We start from the raw sequence: 19968 nt of genomic DNA on the forward strand, positions 1-19968 counted from the left end.
TTCACCCCTCTGGATGCGCCCGCGCGCCCCCTTGAGCGCCCCTTCACACGCGACCCCGGGGAATCGGACAAGTTGCACGCCCGCTCTCCACCACCCCGGACGCCGCCCGTGGGGCGCGACTAGCGTGTGCGCATGGAGTTTCCGTACGGGGCGGTGGACCCCGAGCAGCTGGTCGTGATCACCGGAGGACCCGGCTCGGGGAAGAGCACGCTGATCGAGCGGCTGGCCGAGGAGGGCTTCGGCCGGTCGGACGAGGCGGGGCGCGGGGTCATCCGGGGGCAGACGGCGGTCGGCGGGCGGGGGCTGCCGTGGGGCGACCGCGCGCTGTTCGCCGAGCTGATGCTGAGCTGGGAGCTGCGGTCGTACGGGCTGGCGGCGGAGTGCGCGGGACCCGTGTTCTTCGACCGGGGAATGCCGGACGTGGTGGGGTATCTGCGGCTGGAGGGGCTGCCGGTGCCGGACCACGTGCATGCGGCGGCGCAGCGATTCCGCTACCGCAGGCGGGTGTTCGTCGCGCCGCCGTGGGAGCGGATCTACGTACGGGACAGCGAGCGGAAGCAGTCCTTCGAGGTGGCGGAGCGGACGCACGCGGCCATGCTCGCGACGTACGAGGAGTACGGGTACGAGCTGGTGCCGCTGCCGAGGACGGACGTCGAGGGGCGGGTGCGGTTCGTCATGGGCGAGCTGGGCAGACCCTGAAGCACCCCGAGATCCCTCTTCACGAAATACCCACATGCGCTCACTTATCGCGCACATATCACTACACTGTGGTCGAATTCGGTCATCGGTCGTGGGCGACTCTCAGCGTTCCGGACAGAATCGGCCATGCCCTGGGCATGCCTGACGACCGCTGAGCGGTGACTCCGTCGAGTCAGTTCGAGTGGGGCGCCGCGCGACCGGAAGGAAGTTGCCATGTTCAGAACGGCGTTCATCGGCGCAGCCGCCACCCTCGCGACCGCAGCTCTCGTCCCCACGACCGCCCCCGCGCCCTCGTCCGCCACACCGCCGCCGCCGGACCAGGTCACCATCAGCGTCGCTCAGGTCAACGGCTCCGGCTGTCGCCCCGGCTCCGCCTCGGTGGCCGTCTCACCCGACAAGACCGCGTTCACCGTCACGTACAGCGAATACCTGGCGCAGGTCGGCAAGGGCGCCAAGCCGACCGACTTCCGCAAGAACTGCCAGCTCGGGCTGCGCGTGAACGTCCCCCAGGGCTACACGTACGCCATCCTCCAGGCCGACTACCGCGGTTACGCGGACCTGGAGCGGGGTGCGTCCGCGACGCAGAACGCGAGCTACTACTTCCAGGGGATGTCCGGGACGGCCCGGCGTAGCCACGCGTTCAGGGGGCCGCTCCGGGGCAACTGGGAGGTCAGCGACAGGACCGGGATCGAATCGCTCGTGTTCGCGCGCTGCGGCACCACCCGGAACCTCAACATCAACACCGAGCTCGTCGTGAACGGCGGCAGCTCGGACCTCACCAACACCAACAGCTTCATGATGATGGACTCCACCGACGGCAGCTTCAGCACCGTGTACCAGTTCGCCTGGAAGAAGTGCCCGGTCCGCTGATCCCAGGACCTCACCCGGTTCCAGGACCTCGCCGTACACAGCCGGTGACCGCCTCCCGTGGTCACCGGCTGCTTCGTGCGAGTCCGGTCAGGACGACTCCAGGAAGCGCCGGAGCGAGACCTTGAGGCTGTCGACGAAGGCGTCGCGCGTACGGTCGTCGAGGCGGTCGAGCGAGAGGTAGGGGTTCAGGTCCTCCAGTTCGACCAGGAGGAGCTCGCCGTCCGGGGCGCGGCAGGCGTCGACGCGCTGGATGCCGTGGTCGAGGGTGTTCCAGTCAATGAAGCGGCGGGCGAAGTCGAGGTCGGCCTCGGAGGGTTCGTACGGGACGAGCTCCCAGCGGCGCTCCGGGTCCGGGGCGTGCAGCGCGTACTGGAAGGCGTCGTCGACGTACGTGAAGGACACCTCGTAGCGGAAGTCGATGCGCGGCTGGATCAGGTTCTCGCCGGTGGCGAGGCCGGGCAGGCTCTCGCGCGCCACGAATTCCAGGCCGATCGAGTCCGCCCCGGCCTTCGGCTTGACCGCGTACAGGTCGGTGTCCGGCAGGGCTGCCAGGTCCTGCAGGCGGTCGACGGTGGGGATGACGGGGAGTCCGGCCCGGGTCAGGTCGAGGAGGTACTGCTTGCCCGCCATGTCGCCGCGCCCGTTCAGCGGGTTGTAGACGCGGACGCCCTTCTCCAGGGCGCGGGCGCGGAAGGCGTCGTACTCCTGCGGGTAGTGCAGTACGGGGCCGCTGTTGCGGACCACGACCGCGTCGAAGCCGTCCATCAGGGCGGCGGCGTCCAGCGGGTGGCACAGGGCCACGTCGAAGTCCTCGCGCAGCCGGGAGGACAGCAGGATGTCCTCGTCGCAGTAGCGCCTGCCCCGCGCCGGATAGGCGAGGTCCGTGACGTACAGGATGTGCGGTCGGTGGCGGGGGTGCGCGGGCACGGTGGAGCTCCTCGAATGGCGGAAGATCATCCTATCGGGGGATGGCTTGACCTTGCCCCTGGGGCAGAGCACAGCATCGGTGGGGCCGGGCAGCAGGCCCGGTACGACGAGGAAGAAGAAGTGCGGGGAAACGGGCATGGGGGCACGAGCATGGGGCTGCTGACCATCGGAGCGTTCGCCAAGGCGTCGCGGCTGTCGCCGAAGGCGCTGCGGCTCTACGACGAGCTGGGGCTGCTGCCGCCGGCACGCGTCGACAGCGCGACCGGCTACCGCTTCTACGCGCCCGAGCAGCTGGAGCGGGCCCGGCTGGTCGCCTGGCTGCGGCGCCTGGACATGCCGCTGGCCCGGATCCGGCAGGTGTGCGCGCTGGACCCGGCCGGGGCGGCCCTGGAGGTGCGTGCGTTCTGGGCGCAGGTCGAGGCCGACACCGCGGTCCGCCGGGACCTCGCTTCCTTCCTCGTCGGCCAACTGTCACGAAAGGACACCGTCATGACCACCGCACCGCCTCTGGAGATCCGTTACGCGGCTCTGTCCGACTCCGGTCTCGTACGGGACACCAACCAGGACGCGGCGTACGCGGGGGCACGGCTGCTCGCCGTCGCCGACGGGTACGGGGACCGCGGTGCACCCGCGGCGGCCGCGGCCGTCGACGTGCTGAAGCGGCTGGAAACCGACGGTGTTCCGGCGGGCAGTCTGCTCAACGCGCTGGAGGATGCCGTCGAGCAGGCGCGGCACGCCGTGCACGGCGCGGCCGGCGACGCACCGCACGAGACACGGGAGGCGGGCACCACGCTCACCGCGATGTGGTGGACCGGGTCGCAGCTGGCCCTCGTGCACATCGGGGACTCACGCGCCTACTTCCTCCGCGACGGGGGCCTGTTCCAGATCACCCACGACCACACTCTCGTGCAGTCGATGGTCGACGAGGGGCGACTCACTCCGGCCGAGGCGGCCTCGCACCCCCAACGGGCCCTACTGGTAAGGGCGTTGACGGCCGACTCGGGCACCGGTCCGGTCGCGGCCGAGACGAAGCTGCACGACGCGCTGCCGGGAGACCGCTATCTGCTGTGCTCCGACGGGCTGTCCGCGGTCGTGCCCACCGAGAAGATCCGTGCGGTGCTGACGTCGGCCGATGACCCCGACGAGGCGGTGCGTGAGCTGGTCGCCCTGGCGAACGCCTCCGGCGGACCCGACAACGTCAGCTGCGTGGTTGCCGACGTGCTCCATTCGGGGTGTTGAACCACCCGGGGGAGGGAGCGCGCGTGACGGTGCGGCCGGGCGGGCGCGATGGTCTCCACGTGCACGAGTGATCAACGCCCGGGCACCCCGCCTTTTCTCACCAAGGAGATGCCCCATGCGTGTTCCCCGCTCCCTGCTGGCCGCCGTCGGCGCCGCCGCTCTCTTCCTCGGCACGACCACCGCGGCGACCGCCGCTCCCGGCGCGCAGAGCGCCGCGATGAACCCGTGCGGCTTCTACGAGACGGGCAGTGACGCCTTCTACCACCACTGCACGGGGGACGGTTCGCAGATCGTCATCAAGGTCGAGATCAACTTCGGCCCGGACTACGAGCGCTGCGTGGGCCCGGGCAATCACTGGCTGGGCAGCGCCAGCAAGATCGACGGGGCGCACTACACGGGTCGCCTCTGCTGATTCCGTCGGATCCACTCGCACACGGACGGGCCCGGGGACGGGCCGTCGCGGTCCTCCGTCACACGGACCGGGCGGCCGACACCCCGGGCCCGTCCCGTACGCGAGGAGCGGATGGGCTAGGACCGGTCCTTGAGACCGAGGACGACACCTCGTCCCGCGTAGAAGCGGTCCAGGTCGGCCCACGGAATGCGGGCGTACTCCTGCGACTCGCCCGGGAAGCCGGAGGGGTTGTGGACCAGCAGCGCGTCGGGCGTGGCGCCGACCGCGAGCACCAGGTGGCCGCCCCGACCGGGCGGGGACGGGTGCAGTTCGCGTACGGACGGGTGGACGGAGAGCATCAACAGCCGCCCCTTCGCAAGGAGTTGGGGGATCTCCGAGACGTCGAGACCGGGGCGGCACTCGGCGGTCAGGGGCCAGCTCGCCTCGACGTGGCGGGCGAAGGGTGCGTAGATCAGGCCGTCGAGGCCGCCGTCCTCCCGTCGTACGTACGCACCCGCCCGCTCGCACCCGGCGGCCAGCTCCATGGCGGTGGGCACGGGCTGCCCCCAGTGGGCGAGACACATGCGCAGACATGCCATGCCGCACAGCCGCCACGACCACCAGTCGTACTCCTCGGGTGAACTCGCCCCGTACGAGGCCCACTTCGGATCCCGGGTGGCGGAGAGGCCGCCCGTGACGATCTCCCGGACCAGCTCGGGCGAGGCCCACTGGGAGTAGTACGGGACGGGGTGGACGACGTCCGTGACCGTGGCCTGGGGTGCGGGTGCGGTGGTGGGGCCGGGTGTGGCCGTGGTGCGGTGTGTGGGCATGGTGTCGCATTCTGCCGGGGCTCCGCTGCCGGGCGCCACCCGCATCCCGGGCCGGGGCCGTGGCTCGGCATCGGCCCGCAGTCGCGGCCGCGGCCGCAGGTCAGGCCGGGGCGCCGTCCGTCAGCAGATGCACCGACTCCTGCTCGCTCGGGTCGGTGCGCGCCACGATGCACAGCACGGCCTCGTCGCGCGTGACCGGCATGTGCGGGGTGTCGGCCGGGATGAACACCATGTCTCCCGGGCCGAGTTCATCGCATTCGGCGAGGCCTTCGCCGTGCCGGATCTCGTGCCGTCCACTGATCACGTAGATGGCCGACTCGTGGCCCGCGTGCAGATGCGGGCGGCCGCTGGAATGGGGCGGTATCCGCACTTCGTGGAGGCAGAGCGCCTTGGTGTCCACCGTCTCGGCGGAGACGCCCTGGGTGAACACACCGCCCTGCACGCCCGGGTAGCCCTCGTCGGCGCGGCGCAGCACGACGGCCTTCGGGGTGGGCAGGGGTTCTCCCGCATGCCGTTCCTCCCGGCCCACGGAGACGCGGAATTCATTGCCCGCCGGGTCGGCCAGCACGGCCCAGCCGCCTTCCACCCCTTGCCCGTCTCCCCCGCAGCCCCCGTCTCCCCCGTCCCGGTCGATCTCTCCCACGAAGGTCGCGCCGAGCGCCGTCAGCCGCCGGATCTCCGCCGCCTGGGTTCCGTCCGGTTCCAGGTCGAGGAGCACCCGGTTCCGCTCCGACTTCTTCTCCGCGCCCCGTACGAACATCAGGGCGGGTGCGCCCGGAACGGCCGCTAAGGAGACCGTGTCGTCACCCGGTGCGTCCAGCGCGTCGACCGGTCTGTCCAACACCGCACTCCAGAACTCGGCGACCTCGTACGGCTCGTGGGGGTCGGTGCAGTCAAAGGTGATGTGCCGGACCGTGGACGCCATCCGAGGACTCCTTGTCGCTCACGCATGCGATTTTGCGGCGGACTCTACCCCCTTGGGGCGTACGGGGGTGGTGGTCCTGATGCGGTGCGCGAGCTGCGCGGTGCGGGTGGGGACGTCGACCGTGTAGGCGTCCACGGTCATCGCCTTCTCGGAGACCTTGAGGACCATGAAGCCGTGGTCGGAGAAGTTCTGCCAGGTCGCGGGGTGGTGCGAATGGGCCTTGCCGTCACCGGACTTGGACGAGGCGCCGCAGACGATCTGGCGGGTTCCGGCGGTGCGGGTGGTGGGCTCCAGGAGCTGGAGGGTGTGGTCGTGGCCGGAGAGGATCAGGTCGGCGCGGCCGACCACGACCTCTTCGTACAGCTCCTTGAGGTGGATGCCGCGGGTGTAGTGGCCGATGAGGAAGCCGTCGTACGAGCCCGCGCTGCCGTGCTTGCCGTTGTTGAGGTACGGGTGGTGGCCGATGACCACCTTCCAGCGGGCCCGGGAGGCGGTGAGCGCACCGTCGAGCCACTCGCGCTGGGCGCGCATGTACGGGCCGTCCCACTGGTAGTGCGGGTCGAACTGGGCGACGGTGGAGGCGACCGGGTTGGTGTCGAGGGCGAAGAACTCGACGACGGGATCGGTGCCGTCGGCGGGGAGTGCGGCGGTGTAGTAGCGGCTGGGCATGTACCAGCGGCGGGAGGATCTGGCGTACGAGACCTCGCGGTCGCCGCGGGAGGGGTCGCCGCCGCTGCCCGGGATCAGACCAGAGCAGTCGTGGTTGCCGAGGACCATCAGCCACGGGATGTCGATGCCGGTGTTGGGCTCTTCGAACTTGGTCTGGAATTCGGAGTCGTGGTCGGACTCGGGGCCGTTCTCGTAGATGTTGTCGCCGAGGCCGACGGCGAGGCCGATGCCCTCGGTACGGCAGACCTGGCGGGCGGCGGCGGCCACGGCGTGCTGGGCCTCCAGTCCTGTGCCCGCGTCACCGGTGATCAGTACGCTGAACTCCCCATCGGATCCCGGGCGTTGGGGGAACGGGAACTTCTCCACGTCCGCCCTCCGGGGCCGGGGTGCGCTGCCCGTCGGGCGGGCCTCGGCGGTGCCGCCGCCGGGCAGCACCGCGAGTGCGGCCCCCGCGACCGCACCGCCCAGCAGTGCCCGCCTGCGTACCGTGCTCATGGCGCGCACGCGGTCGCCCACCTGCCCATCGGCGAGCTCGGGCTCGGCGCGCAGCCACTGTTCTTCGGTCAGGTCCGCGCTGGGCGGGGTCAGGTCGTCGTCGCACATGGATGCGTTCTCCCACATCAGGGCGGAAGGACGGGAGGCCAAAGAGCGAACAGGGGGCGGAGGTATGGGGGCGACTTTGTGATCACCGATGCGGCGGGGAGGGTTTGTCCGGGGGCGTCCGGGGCGGAGGCCGGAGGGGCGGGCGGGGGCGGGCGTCCGGGGTGGGTCTCCCAGAGGCGTCCGGGGTCGGGCGTCCGGGGTGGGGTGTCCTGGGTGGGGTGTCAGTCGTCGCGTTCGAAGCAGTGGGAGCGGCCGATGACGGTGAAGCCGCGGCGCTCGTACCAGTGGCGCGGCCAGTCGTCCCCGTCGGCGGTCAGGAAGCGGGTGTCGCAGCCCGCTTCGGCCGCCAGGCGCAGGGCGGCGGCCACGACCGCGTCGGCGTGACCGCGGCGGAGGTGTTCCTCCGAGGTGACGAGGTCCTCGATCTGGGCGATTCCCGTGACGGGGTCCGCGTAGAGGTCGGCCCAGGAGGCGACCTCGCCCGTTTCCGTACGGGAGCCGATGAAGTGGACGATGTCGGCGCCGCGGAACCTGGCCTCGCGCCGGTCGACGAGTTGGCGTACGACCTCGTCGTGGACGTCCGGCAGGAAGCCGCGCCACCGGCGGGCGAGGGGTTCGCGGAAGGCGTCGAGATCGATCGGCCCGGCCTGCCGGGCGAGGGAGTCGGCCGGTTCCTGGCCGGTGTGGAGCATGATCAGGTCGACGCTGTGCCGGTATCCGGCCAGCGCCAGCGGGGGCGCGCACGCCGCGGCGGTCGCCTCGTCGTGGACGCAGATCATGCGGTGCGGCAGGTGGCCCAGGATCTCGTCGGCGAGGGCGGGCAGGGCCAGGGGGTCGTCCGGTATGCCGTCGACGACGAGGTGGTTGTTGCCGTGGGACTCCGGATACCTCTCGTCGAAGACGGCGAAACCGCCGGGGAACTCGACGGTACGGGAGGCCTGCCGGCGATCGAAGGCAGCCAGGAAGGCCTTGATACGGGGGACTTCGGGGGTGGGGCTCGACATGGAGGGAGACTATGCAGCCCAGGGCTCGGACGCTTGCGGAATTCCCGCCTTTGTTCCGGCTGACGGCTCCCGGCTCCTGGTGTTCCCGGCTGCCGGCTCCCGGTCCCTGTGCGAACTAGACGAAGATCTCCCGGTGTTCCGGGACGCCGGGGTGATCGGGGGCGAGGAAGACGGCGATGCTGCCTGCACCGCTGTCCGCGCCGGGCGGCGGTGCGATCTCGTGCCAGCCGCGCCGCCGGTAGAAGTTCACGGTGTCCGTGGCGAAGCGGGCCGTGAGCAGCCAGGCGCGGCCGTCGGGGGCCCCGGCTTCGACGGCCGCGGCCAGCAGCCGGCCGCCGAGTCCGGTGCGCCGGGCCCGGGAGCGTACGGCAAGCTCGTCGATCTGGTACGCACCGACGAGCAACGGGCGGAGATACGCGCCCAGTTGAGTCGCCGCCTTCCCGAAGGAGCGGTCCTGCGGGAAGGGGTCCGGCGTGGTCCAGCCGGTCACGAATCCGTCCACGTCGTCCGACCCGCTCACCCCGACAGCCGACGGGGCGGCCACCGCAAGGAAGCCGGGGCGCAGGCAGTCGACGGCGAGGCGGTCGATGAACTCCTTTGACGCGCCCGGCTCTTCGTTCCAGGGCGGAGCAGTGAACACCTCCTCGTAGACGGCGGCCATTTCGCCCGACACGTCGGCAATGTCCGATCGGTAGAAGCGCATGAGAAAAGACTAACGAGCACTTCCCCAAAGAAGTTCTGCAAAACTACTTTGGGAAAGAACTGCTCGCGCTCTACGCTCCCGTCCATGAGCGAAACGAAGCCCGTGCAGTCCGCGACGCACGACAAGCGCGTCCTCGATCCCGAGCAGGACTCCGCCGCCTTCAAGGCCCTCACCCACCCCCTGCGCATCCGGCTGCTCGGGATGCTGCGGAAGGACGGCCCGGCCACGGCGAGTGAACTCGCGGCCCTGACAGGTGAGTCGTCCGCTTCCACCAGCTATCACCTGCGGGTGCTGGCGAAGTACGCGTTCGTCGAGGAGGCCGAGCACCGGGACGGGCGGGAGCGGCGCTGGCAGTCGGTGCACTCGACGACCTCGTGGAGCAACGAGATCATGGGCGCCACCCCGGAGGGCCGCGCCTTCCTCGACTCCATGCGCAGGCTGCAGCTGGAGCATCTGGGCCGTTCCCTCGTTCAGCACGAGGAGGACCTGGCCACCGGGCGGCTCGGACCGGAGTGGGTGGAGCCGTCCGGCATCGGGGACTCGATGCAGCGGCTGACCCCGGAGTCCCTGAGTGAGCTGCGGGAGGCACTGGAGGCCAAGGTGGCGGAGTTGAGCGCGCGCGACGCGAAGCATCCGCGTGCCGAACAGGTCATCGTCGTCGTGGCGGGACTGCCACTGGCATCCCGTAACTCCGTTGTGGGAACGGGGACTTCGGACCTATTTGACGGTGAGTCATGAGCGAGTCACCGGCGCTGCGCACGGCCCGGCGCCGTTACCTCGCCGTCAGCGCGCTCTTCTGGCTGCCGATCGGGCTGGCCTTCGCCCCCGCCGTCCTCCTCTTCACCGAACGCGGCATGAGCCTGACGGCCGTCGCAGCCTTCTTCGCCGCCCATTCACTCACCGCAGCGGCGCTGGAACTGCCCACCGGCGGTCTTTCCGACGTGCTGGGCCGACGCTCGGTGCTGGCCGCCGCCGGGCTGCTCGACGTGGTCGCCCTCATGCTTCTGGGACTGGGCAGTTCGTACGCCGCGTTCGCCGTCGGCATGGGCCTGAAGGGGGTGGCCCGCGCCCTGTCCAGCGGTCCTGGCGAGGCCTGGTACGTCGACACCGTCCAGGCCCACTCGGGGCCGGACGCGGACCTGCGCACCGGCCTCTCCCGGGGCGGCGCCGCGACCTCTGCCGCGCTGGCGGCCGGCACCCTGGTCGGCGGCGCGGTGCCGTGGCTGCTGGGGCTCGGCCCCGACCTCGGCGCCCGGCTGAGCGAGGCCACCGGCGGGGTCGTACTGCCGCTGTCCGTGCCCGTGCTGGCAGGTGCCGCAGTCAGTATCGTCTTCGTGGTGTACGTCCTGACCATGCTGCGGGAACCACCGCGCAAGCCCGCCACGCCCAGCAGCGTCCTGCGCGGCGTACCGGCCACCATCTGCGCCGGACTGCGCCTGAGCATCAGTGAGTTGACGGTCCGTCGAGTACTGCTGAGTGCGGGGGCGGCCGGGGCCGCACTGGCCACGGTCGAGCTACTCATGCCCGGCCGGGCCGCCGGGCTCACGGGCACGGCCGAGTCGGGCGCGGTGCTCTTCGCCGCGCTGGCCTGCGCCGGTTTCGCCACATCGGGGCTCGGCAGCGCGCTCGCACCGCTCGCCGCCCGGCTGACCCGCAGCGGCGAGCATGCGGTACTGGCAGGCCTGGGGGTGAGCGCGGGTGGTCTGCTACTGCTCGGCGTGACGGCGACGTCCTCGGGGCCACTGTCACTGGTCGTCGCCGTGGGCGGGTTCATCCTGTTCTACCTGGGCCTGGGCGCGGCGAGCCCGAACGAGAACGAGTTGCTGCACCACCGCGTATCCAGCGAACAGCGCGCCACCGCCCTCTCCGTGCAGTCACTCGCACAGCAACTCGTCTATGCGCTCAGTGGGTTGGCGGTCAGCGCTCTGCCTGTCGGCCCGCTCCCCTGGCTGTTCGGCAGCGCGGCGCTGCTGGCAGGTGCCGCGTTGTGGATACGGCGACCGGCGCCGGTGCCCGCCCCGGTCGCGCGTATCGCTTCCGCTTCCCCGGTCGACGTTAGCGGTCGCCCAGGCACTCCCCCAACGCCGTGATCAGCCGGTTGGCGCGGGCGTCGCCGTGGCCGATCATCCGGTTGCCGGTGTAGGCGAAGCCGACTCCGAACTCGTCGTCGCCGAAGGCGAATTGGCCACCCGCTCCGTCATTGCCGAAGCTGCGCGCGCCGAGCGTGGGGCGGAACGGCGAGTCGAGCAGGAAGCCCGACCCCCAGCGTGCTCCCGCGTCGAAGCCCAGCCACGACTCGCCCGCCGACTGCTCCCGTACGGCATCGGCGACGGTGTCGGCGGTGAGCAGCCGGGGACCTCCGTCGATGCCGGTCGCGGCGGCCGCGTACAGAGCGGCCAGGGAGCGCGCGGAGCAGACCGCTCCGGCGCCCGGGATCTCGGCGCCCAGCAGGGCGGGGTCGTTCCAGCCGTGCGGTGCGTCGAGTCCGGGGAAGGCGAACGCCCCGTTCATGGTGACCATGCGGGTGAGCATCGACTCGGGGCCCGGCATCGGGGGCCGCCCCGCCGCCTCGACGAGCCGGGCGAGGCGGCCGGTCTCGCTGTCGGGCAGGCCGATCCAGCAGCTCAGGCCGAGCGGGTCGGCGACGGCCCGGCGGAAGTACGCGCCGGGGGTGAGACCGGTGATGCGCCGGATCAGCTCGCCGAGGAGGAAGCCGAAGACGTGTGCGTGGTACTCGTACGTGGTGCCCGGCACCCACAGGGGCTTCTGCTCCTCGATGGCGTGGACCACCGGGGTCCAGGCGGCGATCTCCTCGAAGCTCAACGTGCGGTCGAGGACGGGGAGTCCGGCGCGGTGGCCGAGCACCATGCGTGCCGTGATCTCTTCCTTGCCGGCCCGCGCGAACTCGGGCCAGTAGCGGGCCACGGGCGCATCGAGGTCCACTCGCCCTGCTGTGCCAGCAGTTGGACGCAGATGCTGACGATTCCCTTGGCGCAGGAGAAGACGGGGACGACGGTGTCCTCCTGCCACGCCCGCCCGGTGCGCTCGTCCGCGGTGCCGCCCCACAGGTCGACGACCTTGCGGCCGTCCGCGAACACCGTGACGGCGGCGCCGAGTTCACCGAAGTCCTCGAAGTTGCGGGCGAAGGTGTCGGCGACCGGTCCGAATCGCTGGTCGGCCCATCCGTTGAGCTGCACGGTGCTGTCTCTTCCGTCTTGTGGTGCGTGGCGCGCACGGGAGGCCTGTCGCCGCCCCGCCGCCGGTTGACCGGCACACGCTATGCAGGCCGACCAGGCCGCCACCAGCGGTTTTCGTGCCGCCCCCGCGGAGGGACCGGGTGGTGGAGGGGCGGAGTGGGTTGCGTACGGGGGAAGCCGGTTCATGGGGCAGGATGACGCTCGCGCCGCAGGACACCCATGCTCCTCCGGCGTGACCGCGCAACCCGGAATGAGCAGGTACCAAAGGTGACGACACCTCACATATGCCGCCCCCAGGGGCATTTCTATCTCTCTTTGCTTCCCGTACCCCGCACGTCCCGGGGAGCGCACCGATGAAGCGAGCCCTCGAACTGAGTGATCTGGTGGTCGCCGGAATCGCGGTGGCCGCCGGGCTCGTCGCGGCCCTGCTGCTGCGGGCCGTGCTGCGCTGGCTGGGCGAACGGGCCAGCCGGACGCGGTGGGGCGGCGACGACGTCATCGTCGACGCCGTACGGACGCTGGTCCCGGTCGCGGCGATCGCCTCGGGTCTCGCCGTGGCGGCCGCGGCCCTGCCGCTGACCGAGCGGACCGGGCAGAACGTGACCCGCGCGCTGACCGCGCTGCTCATCCTGGCCGGGACGCTCACGGCGGCCAGGATCACCACAGGACTGGTCCGGTCGGTGGCCCAGTCCCGGCAGGGCGTGGCCGGGTCGGCGACCATCTTCGCCAACATCACGCGCGTCGTGGTGCTGGCGATGGGCTTTCTCGTACTCCTCCAGACGCTCGGCGTCTCCATCGCCCCGCTGCTCACCGCGCTCGGCGTGGGCGGCCTCGCGGTGGCCCTCGCCCTGCAGGACACCCTCGCCAACCTCTTCGCGGGCGTGCACATCCTCGCCTCGAAGACGGTGCGCCCCGGCGACTACATCCGGCTGAGCAGCGGCGAGGAGGGCTACGTCGTCGACATCAACTGGCGCAACACGGTCGTGCGCCAGCTCTCCAACAACCTCGTGATCATCCCGAACATGCAGCTGGCCGGCACCAACATGACGAACTTCAGCCGCCCCGCGCAGGACCTGGAGATCTCGGTCCAGGTCGGCGTCTCGTACGACAGCGATCTGGAGCAGGTCGAGCGGGTGACGTCCGCGGTCGTCGCCGAAGTGATGCGGGACGTCGTCGGTGCCCTCCCCGAGCACAAGCCCGCCGTCCGCTTCCACACCTTCGGGGACTCCCGGATCGGCTTCACCGTGATCCTGGGCGTCGGGGAGTTCAGCAACCAGTACCGGATCAAGCACGAGTTCATCAAGCTCCTGCACCAGCGGTACCGGGCGGAGGGCATCCGGGTCCCGGCCCCCGCGCGGAACGTGACCGTCGTGCAGGGCAGTGTCCCGGAGGACGCCGTGCCCGGGATCCCCCGGCAGCGCCAGGCGCCGGAACAGGACCCGCTGCACCCCGCGCACTGAGCCGACGGGCCCGCCCACCGAGCACGGCGGGGCCCGCTCTCCGAGCACGGCAGGCCTTGTTCACCGAGACCCGGCGGGCCCTGTTCGCCGTGACCCGACGGGGCCCGCCGACCGACCGCGTCAGGGGCCTGGCAGCGGGTGATTCCTGTCATGCTGCCCCCATGCGCCCCCACACCTCCGTCGCATCGTCTCCCCCGCCCGGTCTGCGGATCGAGGCCCGCCGGGTCACCCAGCAGGTCAAGGGTGCCGGACGCGTGCTGCACGACGTGTCCCTGGACGTCGCCCCCGGCTCGCTCACCGTGATCGCGGGCAGCAGCGGGGCGGGCAAGACGGTCCTGCTCACCACGCTCGCCGGCCTGCACGCCCCGAGCGGGGGGACCGTGCGGCACGACGGGGCCCGACCGGGGCCTCCGGGGCGGGAGTTCGGCTTCGTACCGCAGGAGGACGTCCTGCACCTCGAACTCCCGCTGCGGGACACCCTCCGGTACGCGGCCGGGCTGCGGATGGAGCCGGGGACCGCCGCCGACGCGGTGGACGCCGCGGTGCGCCGGGTGCTGGCGTCGCTGGGCCTCGCCCACCGCGCGGACACGCGGGTACGGGACCTGAGCGGCGGCGAGCGCAAGCGCGCCGGCATCGCTGCGGAGATGCTCACCCGGCCCCGGGTGCTCTTCCTCGACGAACCCACCTCCGGCCTGGACCCGGTCACCGGCGCCGAACTGCTGCACACCCTGCGGGGGTTGGCGGACGACGGCACCACCGTCGTCCTCACCACCCATGCGCTGGCCGACCTCCCGCGCGCGGACCGGGTGGTGTTCCTCGCGCCCGGGGGCGAGGTCGCCTATGCGGGTGAACCGGGCGCGCTGTGCCCGGCGTTCGGGGTGGGCACTCTGGAGGAGGTGTACGGGGCCGTGGCAGGGGGCGCGAAGACGGCGTCCGCCACCGCCCCGTCGAACCAGGACGCGGCCTCCGGGCCGGTGGCCGCCGCCGCCCCCGCGGCGTGGCCCCGGGTCGGCCCCGTGCGGCAGTGGGCGCTGCTGACGCGGCGGGGAGCGGCGCTGCTGGTGCACAACCGGCTGTCGGTCGCGGTGCTCGCCGGGTCGCCCGTGATGATCGTGGCGATGTTCGCCGTGCTGTTCCGGGCGGGCGCCTTCGACCCGGCGGCCCCCGACCCCGGCTCCACCGCGATGATCATGTTCTGGATCGCGTTCGGCGCGTTCTTCTTCGGGCTGACGTACGGACTCCTCCAGATCTGCACCGAACTGCCGGTGCTGCGCCGCGAATGGCTGGCGGGGCTGCGGCTGGGGCCGTACGTGGCGTCCAAACTCACGCTCGTACTGCCGGTCCTCGCCGTCGCGGACGCCCTGCTGCTCGCGGTGCTGCGCGCCCTCGACCGGCTGCCCGCCGCGGGCTTGGACACCTTCCTCTCGCTCTTCACGACGAGCCTGCTCGCCTCGGCGGCGGCCCTCGCGCTGGGCCTGCTGGCGTCGGCCGCCGTGTCGGAGCCGGGGCAGGCGACGCTGATGCTGCCGCTGCTGTGCTTCCCGCAGGTGCTGTTCTCGGGGGCGTTCGTGCCGGTGCCCCGGATGACGGTCGCCGGCGAGGTGCTCAGCCTGGCGATGACCAACCGGTGGGCGTACGAGGCCCTGGGCAGCGCGGTCGGCCTTGAGGGGCTGTGGCGCGACGGCACCTCCCCGCTGGGACCGCCCCTGCTGGCCTCGTACGGCGACTCCTTCGCGCACCCGGCGTCCCGGGGGTGGCTGATCCTGGCCGGGTTCACGCTGCTCTTCCTGGTGGCGGCCTGGGCAGTGCTGGTGCGCAAGTGCCGCCGGGGGACGGCGGACGGGCGGGCCGGGCGGTAGGTCCGTCCGGCGCATCCTGCCGCCGTCAGCACCCCTCGCGCGGGGCCAGCCCCGCGGTCGTGGGCGTCCGGTCGCGGTAGGCGTCGGTCACGAACGTCAGGAACGCGTCGATGTCGGCGGGCTGGGAGGAAATGCCCAGCGAGAGACGGATCGCTCCCGCGGACGGCAGTCGCAACAGCTCCAAGTAGTCCTCCAGGGAGTCCGCTTGCCGCTTGGCCGCCGAGCGCAGACGGCGCAGTGGCAGGGCGAAGGCGGCTTCCCCGGCGCCCGGATTGCAGAAGCAGCCCGTGCGCAGGGAGATCCCGCGCTCTGCGCTGTCGCGGGCGACGATCCGCTCGTCGATCACCCGGCCGTCCGCCCCGAGCAGATTCAGCGCCACCGTCCCGCCGCGCGGTGCCCCGCCCCCGTCGCTCGGGGCTCCGCTGTCCGGGGCACCGCCGCCGTCCGGCCCGTACAGCCGGACCAGGGGTGAGCCGTCGCTGTGCCGCAGGGTGCGCAGCCCGGCCAGCAGGCGCCCGGTCAGGGCGGCGACGTGGGCGTGGACGCGGTCCATGCCGATGTTGTTGATCCACTCCAGTCCTGCGGTCACGTCGGGTATGGAGAGGAAGTCGACCGTGCCGTCCTCGAAGGCGGACTCGTCCCGGGCGAGTACGTGCCACTGCGCCTGTGCGCTCACCGCGTGGACGGTGCCGCCGGAGAACCACGGGCGGCGCAGCCGGGCCAGCGCCTCGCGGCGGGCGATCAGGCTGCCGACCCCCGTGGGGTGCCCGAAGACCTTGTACCAGCTGACCGCGACGAAGTCGGGGTGGTGGCGGCCGAGGTCGAGGGCGTTGGCGGGGACGAAGGCGGCGGCGTCGAGCAGGACGTCGTAGCCGCGGCGCTGCGCGGCCGCCGTCCACTCCAGCGGGTGCTGCACCCCGGTGAAGTTGCTCTGCGCGGGGTAGGCGAACAGTCCGCGCCGCCGCCCCTCCTCCCCTCCCTTTCGTCTGTGCGGCGGCAGGGCGGCCCTCAGGTGTTTCTCGTCGACGGTCAGCGCGGGCCCGTCGAGCGGGACGTACACCGTCCTGGCGCCCCGGGCCCGCGCGTGTTCCCGCAGACCGTTGACCGAGTTGTGGTTGTCCAGCGGCAGGACCAGGCGGTCGCGGGAGGTGAAGGGGTACGCCTCGCCGACCAGTCGCAGTGCGCCCGTCGCGTTGGGAGTGAAGATCACCGCGTACTCCGCCGGGTCCGCGCGGAAGTGCCGCAGCACCGCCCGGCGCGCCTCGGCGAGCAGCAGCCCGGAGGCCCGGGAGGCCGGGCTCTCGGAGTGCGGGTTGCCGTAACAGCCGCCGACCACCCGCTCCGCCGACGCCAGGACCAGGGACCTCGGGGGCAGCGCCGCGCCCGTGTGGTCCAGGTAGACGTGCCCACCCTCGTCGAGCCGGCCGAATTCGGTCGCCCGCAGGGCCGCGAAGAGCTCCGCGGCGGCGCTGTCCGGCGGAGGCGCGGCGGGCGGGCCGGTGCCGTCCGCCGCACCGTTCGTACGGGTCCTGTCCACGACGCCTCCTCGGGATGCCTCCTCCGTCTCTCCATCCTCCGCGCATCGGCCCCGTTCGCTCCCCGGAATGCGTCCCGCCCGGCAGGCGGTTCTTTCGGCCCCCCAGGTTGGGGTATTGTTCTCATGCGCGCTCAGCCAGGGGAAAAGCCCAGGTCAGGCGCGCACCGGGACGTGGCGCAGCTTGGTAGCGCACTTGACTGGGGGTCAAGGGGTCGCAGGTTCAAATCCTGTCGTCCCGACCAGCGTTCATTCGCAGGTCGGAGGCCGTATCAGAGATCAATTCTGATACGGCCTCTTCCGCGTTCCCGGGTGGTTCGGGGAGCGACAATGGGCGCCATGGACATGAAGCGGGACCGCGATGCCGAAGGGCGTGCACGCAACGCACGCCCGCGCGACGGGCTCGGGCGCCCGCTGCCGTACGGGACTCCGGGCGTGGAGCGGCAGCCGGAGGGTGTGGTGCGCTCCCCCGTGGAGACGGTGCGGGAGGCACAGCGGCTGCTGGACGCGGGGATGCCGTTCCATGCGCACGAGGTGTTCGAGGACGCGTGGAAGTCGGGCCCCGACGAGGAGGCCGCGCTGTGGCGGGCTCTGGCGCAGCTGGCGGTGGGGCTGACGCACGCGGCACGGGGCAACGCGGCGGGCGGGGCGCGACTGCTGCGACGGGGGGCTGCGGGCCTCGACGCGTACGAGCGCACGGGAACGGTCCACGGTATGGATCTGGGCGCGCTGGTGCGGTGGGCGCGGGAGCTGGCCGGGCGGGTGGACGCCCCGGGGGCGGGCCCGGTGGACGCGGGCACCGAGGCGCCGCGGCTCGGCGTGAGCTGAGGCCCGGCGTGCGCTGAGGCCCGGTGCGTGCTGGGGCGTGGTGCGTGCTGAGGTTCGCACCCCCGGCTTCCGCCCCGTCGGTCCGTTCAGTCCTCCGTGAGCAGGACCACCTCCAGGGCGCGGGGGCCGTGCACGCCCTCGACCCGGTCCAGTTCGATGTCGCTGGTGGCCGACGGGCCGGAGATCCAGGTCAGTGGGCGGGCCGGGTCCAGGCGGCCCATGGCCTGCGGGAGGGAGGCGACCACCTGGGAGGGGGCGCGGACCACGCAGATGTGGTGGTCGGGGACGAGGGTGATGCGGCGGCGGCCCTGGTCGGGGCTGCCGTCCAGGACGATCGTGCCGGTTTCGGCGACGGCCAGGGCGCAGCCGGTGACGACGCTCTCGACCTGGTCGAGGTCGGCGGCGGTGAGGGCCGCCCGGTCGTGGATGCGGGTGGGGTCGGCGGCCGACAGCCAGTGCGGAGGCAGCCGCGGCGGTACGAGGACGGAGGCCGAGCCGCGTTGTGCGAGCAGGCGCATCAGGAGGTGGGCGATGCCGTCCTCGGTGGTGCGGTGGACGACCGCCCGGTAGTCGGCGAGGTTCTCGTGGAGGAGGTCGAGGACGGCTGCCGGGTCGTCGGGGGTGTGGCTGGTGGCGTACGCGCGGGTGGGCTCGGGCACCTCGGGGGCGTCGGCGACGGCCGTACGGATACGGGCGAGGACGCGGTCGCGGCTGCTGGGCGGGGTGCGGGTGGCGCCGGTCGGCACGGAGGTCGTGGGGCCCGGCTTCGGGGTGGCGCCGGGCTGCGGGCTGGGGGTGGTCATGATGTGCGGTTCCTCTTCCACCAGTCGCGGAACGGCTCGGCGGGCAGTTCGGGCAGGTCTCGGGTGTTCGTCCAGGCGGCGGCGCCGGGGATCTTCCTGGGGTGGGCCTTGCGGGTCAGGGACGCGGCGCGTTCGGCGGCCGTGAGGGCGGCGGGGTGGTCGAGGACCCAGCCGGCGGCCTTGATCGCGGCCTTCTCCAGGCGGTGGCCCCGGCCGCCCTGGTCGGCGACCTTCTCGCGGAGGTGTACCAGGACCTCCGGGATGTCGATGGCGACCGGGCAGACCTCGTAGCACGCGCCGCAGAGCGAGGAGGCGAAGGGCAGGGAGGCGTCCAACTCCGTGGTCGTACCGCGTAGTTGCGGGGTGAGGATGGCGCCGATGGGGCCGGGGTAGACCGAGCCGTAGGCGTGGCCGCCGGCCCGTTCGTACACCGGGCAGACGTTGAGGCAGGCGGAGCAGCGGATGCAGCGCAGGGTCTGGCGGCCCACCTCGTCGGCGAGCACGTCGGTGCGGCCGTTGTCGAGGAGGACCAGGTGGAAGGTCTGCGGGCCGTCGCCCTCGGTGGTGCCGGTCCAGGTGCTGGTGTACGGGTTCATGCGCTCGGCGGTGGAGGAGCGCGGCAGGGTCTGGAGGAAGACCTCCAGGTCCTGCCAGGTGGGGACGGTCTTCTCGATGCCGACGACGGAGATCAGGGTCTCGGGGAGGGTCAGGCACATGCGGCCGTTGCCCTCGGACTCGACCACGACGAGCGTCCCGGTCTCGGCGACCATGAAGTTGGCGCCGGAGATGCCGACCTTGGCGCGCAGGAACTTCTCGCGCAGGTGCAGGCGGGCCGCTTCGGCGAGGTCGGCGGGGCGGTCGGTGAGGTCGGCGGGGGCCGGGCGGCCCCATTCGCTCATCGTGCGGGTGAAGATCTCGCGGATCTCGCCCCGGTTGCGGTGGATGGCCGGGACGAGGATGTGCGAGGGGCGGTCCTCGCCGAGCTGGACGATCAGTTCGGCCAGGTCGGTCTCGTAGGCGGTGATGCCCTCGGCCTCCAGGGCCTCGTTGAGGCCGATCTCCTGGGTCGCCATGGACTTGACCTTGACGACCTCGCGCTCGCCCGTGGCCTTCACGAGGTCGGTGACGATGCGGTTGGCCTCGGCGGCGTCGGCCGCCCAGTGGACGGTGCCGCCGGCCGCCGTCACGGCCTCCTCCAGCTGGAGGAGGTAGCGGTCGAGGTGGCGCAGTGTGCGGTCCTTGATCTGCTTGCCGGCCTCGCGGAGCTGTGCCCAGTCGTCCAGTTCGGCGACCGCTTTGGCGCGTTTGTCGCGGATGGTGTGGGTGGCGTGCCGGAGGTTGGCGCGCAGCGTTTCGTCCTTGACGGCCTCGCGGGCCGCGCGGGGGAAGGACGGCATGCCCAGATACATACCGTTCGCGCCGTTCGT

The 19968-nt window shown here is 72.0% G+C and carries 18 protein-coding genes, 1 tRNA gene and 1 pseudogene; 10 read left to right on the forward strand and 10 right to left on the reverse strand.

Annotation, left to right across the window (positions count from 1 at the left end):
- Positions 1-132: 132 nt before the first annotated feature.
- Together ACH4SP_RS34300 and ACH4SP_RS34305 are read left to right on the forward strand one after the other, a co-directional pair.
- A complete protein-coding gene (locus ACH4SP_RS34300) occupies positions 133-699 on the forward strand; it encodes an AAA family ATPase (protein WP_398420890.1) in 567 nt (188 codons plus the stop codon).
- Between the two features lie 213 nt (positions 700-912).
- The gene (locus tag ACH4SP_RS34305; RefSeq protein WP_398420892.1) at positions 913-1569 is read left to right on the forward strand and encodes a DUF4360 domain-containing protein; all 657 of its coding nucleotides are present in this window, start codon (positions 913-915) and stop codon (positions 1567-1569) included.
- 87 nt (positions 1570-1656) lie between these two features.
- Here the strand turns inward: ACH4SP_RS34305 and ACH4SP_RS34310 are convergent, their stop codons facing one another.
- Complete coding sequence (locus ACH4SP_RS34310; protein WP_398421200.1) at positions 1657-2526, reverse strand: hypothetical protein; 870 nt, start codon at positions 2524-2526, stop codon at positions 1657-1659.
- A 120-nt stretch (positions 2527-2646) separates the two neighbouring features.
- Here ACH4SP_RS34310 and ACH4SP_RS34315 point away from each other — a divergent pair, with 120 nt between their 5' ends.
- Together ACH4SP_RS34315 and ACH4SP_RS34320 are read left to right on the forward strand one after the other, a co-directional pair.
- Positions 2647-3735, forward strand: a complete 1089-nt coding sequence (locus ACH4SP_RS34315) for a MerR family transcriptional regulator (protein ID WP_398420894.1) — start codon at positions 2647-2649, stop codon at positions 3733-3735.
- Positions 3736-3850: 115 nt separating this feature from the next.
- Entirely contained in the window at positions 3851-4147 is a 297-nt protein-coding gene (locus ACH4SP_RS34320; protein WP_398420896.1) for a DUF6355 family natural product biosynthesis protein, read from the forward strand.
- A 116-nt stretch (positions 4148-4263) separates the two neighbouring features.
- On the opposite strand, the gene ACH4SP_RS34325 is transcribed toward ACH4SP_RS34320, so the two are convergent.
- The 5 genes from ACH4SP_RS34325 to ACH4SP_RS34345 all read right to left on the reverse strand — a co-directional run bounded on the left by ACH4SP_RS34325 (position 4264) and on the right by ACH4SP_RS34345 (position 8860).
- Positions 4264-4956 carry a C39 family peptidase gene (locus tag ACH4SP_RS34325; RefSeq protein ID WP_398420898.1) on the reverse strand — a complete coding sequence of 231 codons (693 nt, stop codon included), beginning with the start codon at positions 4954-4956 and terminating at the stop codon, positions 4264-4266.
- A gap of 100 nt (positions 4957-5056) precedes the next feature.
- Positions 5057-5881, reverse strand: a complete 825-nt coding sequence (locus ACH4SP_RS34330; RefSeq protein WP_398420900.1) for a VOC family protein — start codon at positions 5879-5881, stop codon at positions 5057-5059.
- 18 nt (positions 5882-5899) lie between these two features.
- On the reverse strand, positions 5900-7153 hold the full coding sequence (locus ACH4SP_RS34335; RefSeq protein ID WP_398420902.1) for a metallophosphoesterase: 1254 nt from the start codon (positions 7151-7153) through the stop codon (positions 5900-5902).
- 221 nt (positions 7154-7374) lie between these two features.
- Complete coding sequence (locus tag ACH4SP_RS34340; RefSeq protein WP_398420903.1) at positions 7375-8157, reverse strand: GNAT family N-acetyltransferase; 783 nt, start codon at positions 8155-8157, stop codon at positions 7375-7377.
- 115 nt (positions 8158-8272) lie between these two features.
- Positions 8273-8860 (reverse strand): GNAT family N-acetyltransferase, encoded by a 588-nt coding sequence (locus ACH4SP_RS34345; RefSeq protein WP_398420905.1) that lies wholly within the window; start codon positions 8858-8860, stop codon positions 8273-8275.
- An 84-nt stretch (positions 8861-8944) separates the two neighbouring features.
- Here ACH4SP_RS34345 and ACH4SP_RS34350 point away from each other — a divergent pair, with 84 nt between their 5' ends.
- Positions 8945-9598, forward strand: a complete 654-nt coding sequence (locus tag ACH4SP_RS34350; protein ID WP_398420907.1) for an ArsR/SmtB family transcription factor — start codon at positions 8945-8947, stop codon at positions 9596-9598.
- Complete coding sequence (locus ACH4SP_RS34355; protein WP_398420908.1) at positions 9595-10950, forward strand: MFS transporter; 1356 nt, start codon at positions 9595-9597, stop codon at positions 10948-10950. The genes ACH4SP_RS34350 and ACH4SP_RS34355 overlap by 4 nt, the downstream gene beginning before the upstream one ends.
- Here ACH4SP_RS34355 and ACH4SP_RS34360 read toward each other — a convergent pair.
- Positions 10916-12057 (reverse strand): annotated as a pseudogene (locus ACH4SP_RS34360) (serine hydrolase domain-containing protein). The gene ACH4SP_RS34355 and the pseudogene ACH4SP_RS34360 sit on opposite strands and share 35 nt — an antisense overlap.
- A 353-nt stretch (positions 12058-12410) precedes the next feature.
- Here ACH4SP_RS34360 and ACH4SP_RS34365 point away from each other — a divergent pair.
- Together ACH4SP_RS34365 and ACH4SP_RS34370 are read left to right on the forward strand one after the other, a co-directional pair.
- Entirely contained in the window at positions 12411-13517 is a 1107-nt protein-coding gene (locus ACH4SP_RS34365) for a mechanosensitive ion channel family protein (protein ID WP_398420910.1), read from the forward strand.
- 161 nt (positions 13518-13678) lie between these two features.
- Positions 13679-15376, forward strand: coding sequence for an ATP-binding cassette domain-containing protein (locus tag ACH4SP_RS34370; RefSeq protein WP_398420912.1), 1698 nt, complete (start codon positions 13679-13681; stop codon positions 15374-15376).
- A gap of 25 nt (positions 15377-15401) precedes the next feature.
- Here the strand turns inward: ACH4SP_RS34370 and ACH4SP_RS34375 are convergent, their stop codons facing one another.
- Positions 15402-16913, reverse strand: coding sequence for an aminotransferase class V-fold PLP-dependent enzyme (locus ACH4SP_RS34375; RefSeq protein WP_398420914.1), 1512 nt, complete (start codon positions 16911-16913; stop codon positions 15402-15404).
- Positions 16914-17078: 165 nt separating this feature from the next.
- Here ACH4SP_RS34375 and ACH4SP_RS34380 point away from each other — a divergent pair.
- Both ACH4SP_RS34380 and ACH4SP_RS34385 read left to right on the forward strand, forming a co-directional pair.
- Positions 17079-17155: transfer RNA gene (locus ACH4SP_RS34380), tRNA-Pro, on the forward strand.
- A gap of 94 nt (positions 17156-17249) precedes the next feature.
- Entirely contained in the window at positions 17250-17738 is a 489-nt protein-coding gene (locus ACH4SP_RS34385; protein WP_398420916.1) for a DUF309 domain-containing protein, read from the forward strand.
- Positions 17739-17824: 86 nt separating this feature from the next.
- Here ACH4SP_RS34385 and ACH4SP_RS34390 read toward each other — a convergent pair whose 3' ends face one another.
- Both ACH4SP_RS34390 and ACH4SP_RS34395 read right to left on the reverse strand, forming a co-directional pair.
- Entirely contained in the window at positions 17825-18541 is a 717-nt protein-coding gene (locus ACH4SP_RS34390) for a lactate utilization protein C (RefSeq protein ID WP_398420918.1), read from the reverse strand.
- Complete coding sequence (locus ACH4SP_RS34395; RefSeq protein WP_398421202.1) at positions 18538-19950, reverse strand: LutB/LldF family L-lactate oxidation iron-sulfur protein; 1413 nt, start codon at positions 19948-19950, stop codon at positions 18538-18540. Before ACH4SP_RS34395 ends, ACH4SP_RS34390 begins: the two co-directional genes overlap by 4 nt.
- Positions 19951-19968: the final 18 nt, after the last annotated feature.

This window comes from Streptomyces sp. NPDC021093 (assembly GCF_044333135.1).
Taxonomy (GTDB): Bacteria; Actinomycetota; Actinomycetes; order Streptomycetales; family Streptomycetaceae; genus Streptomyces.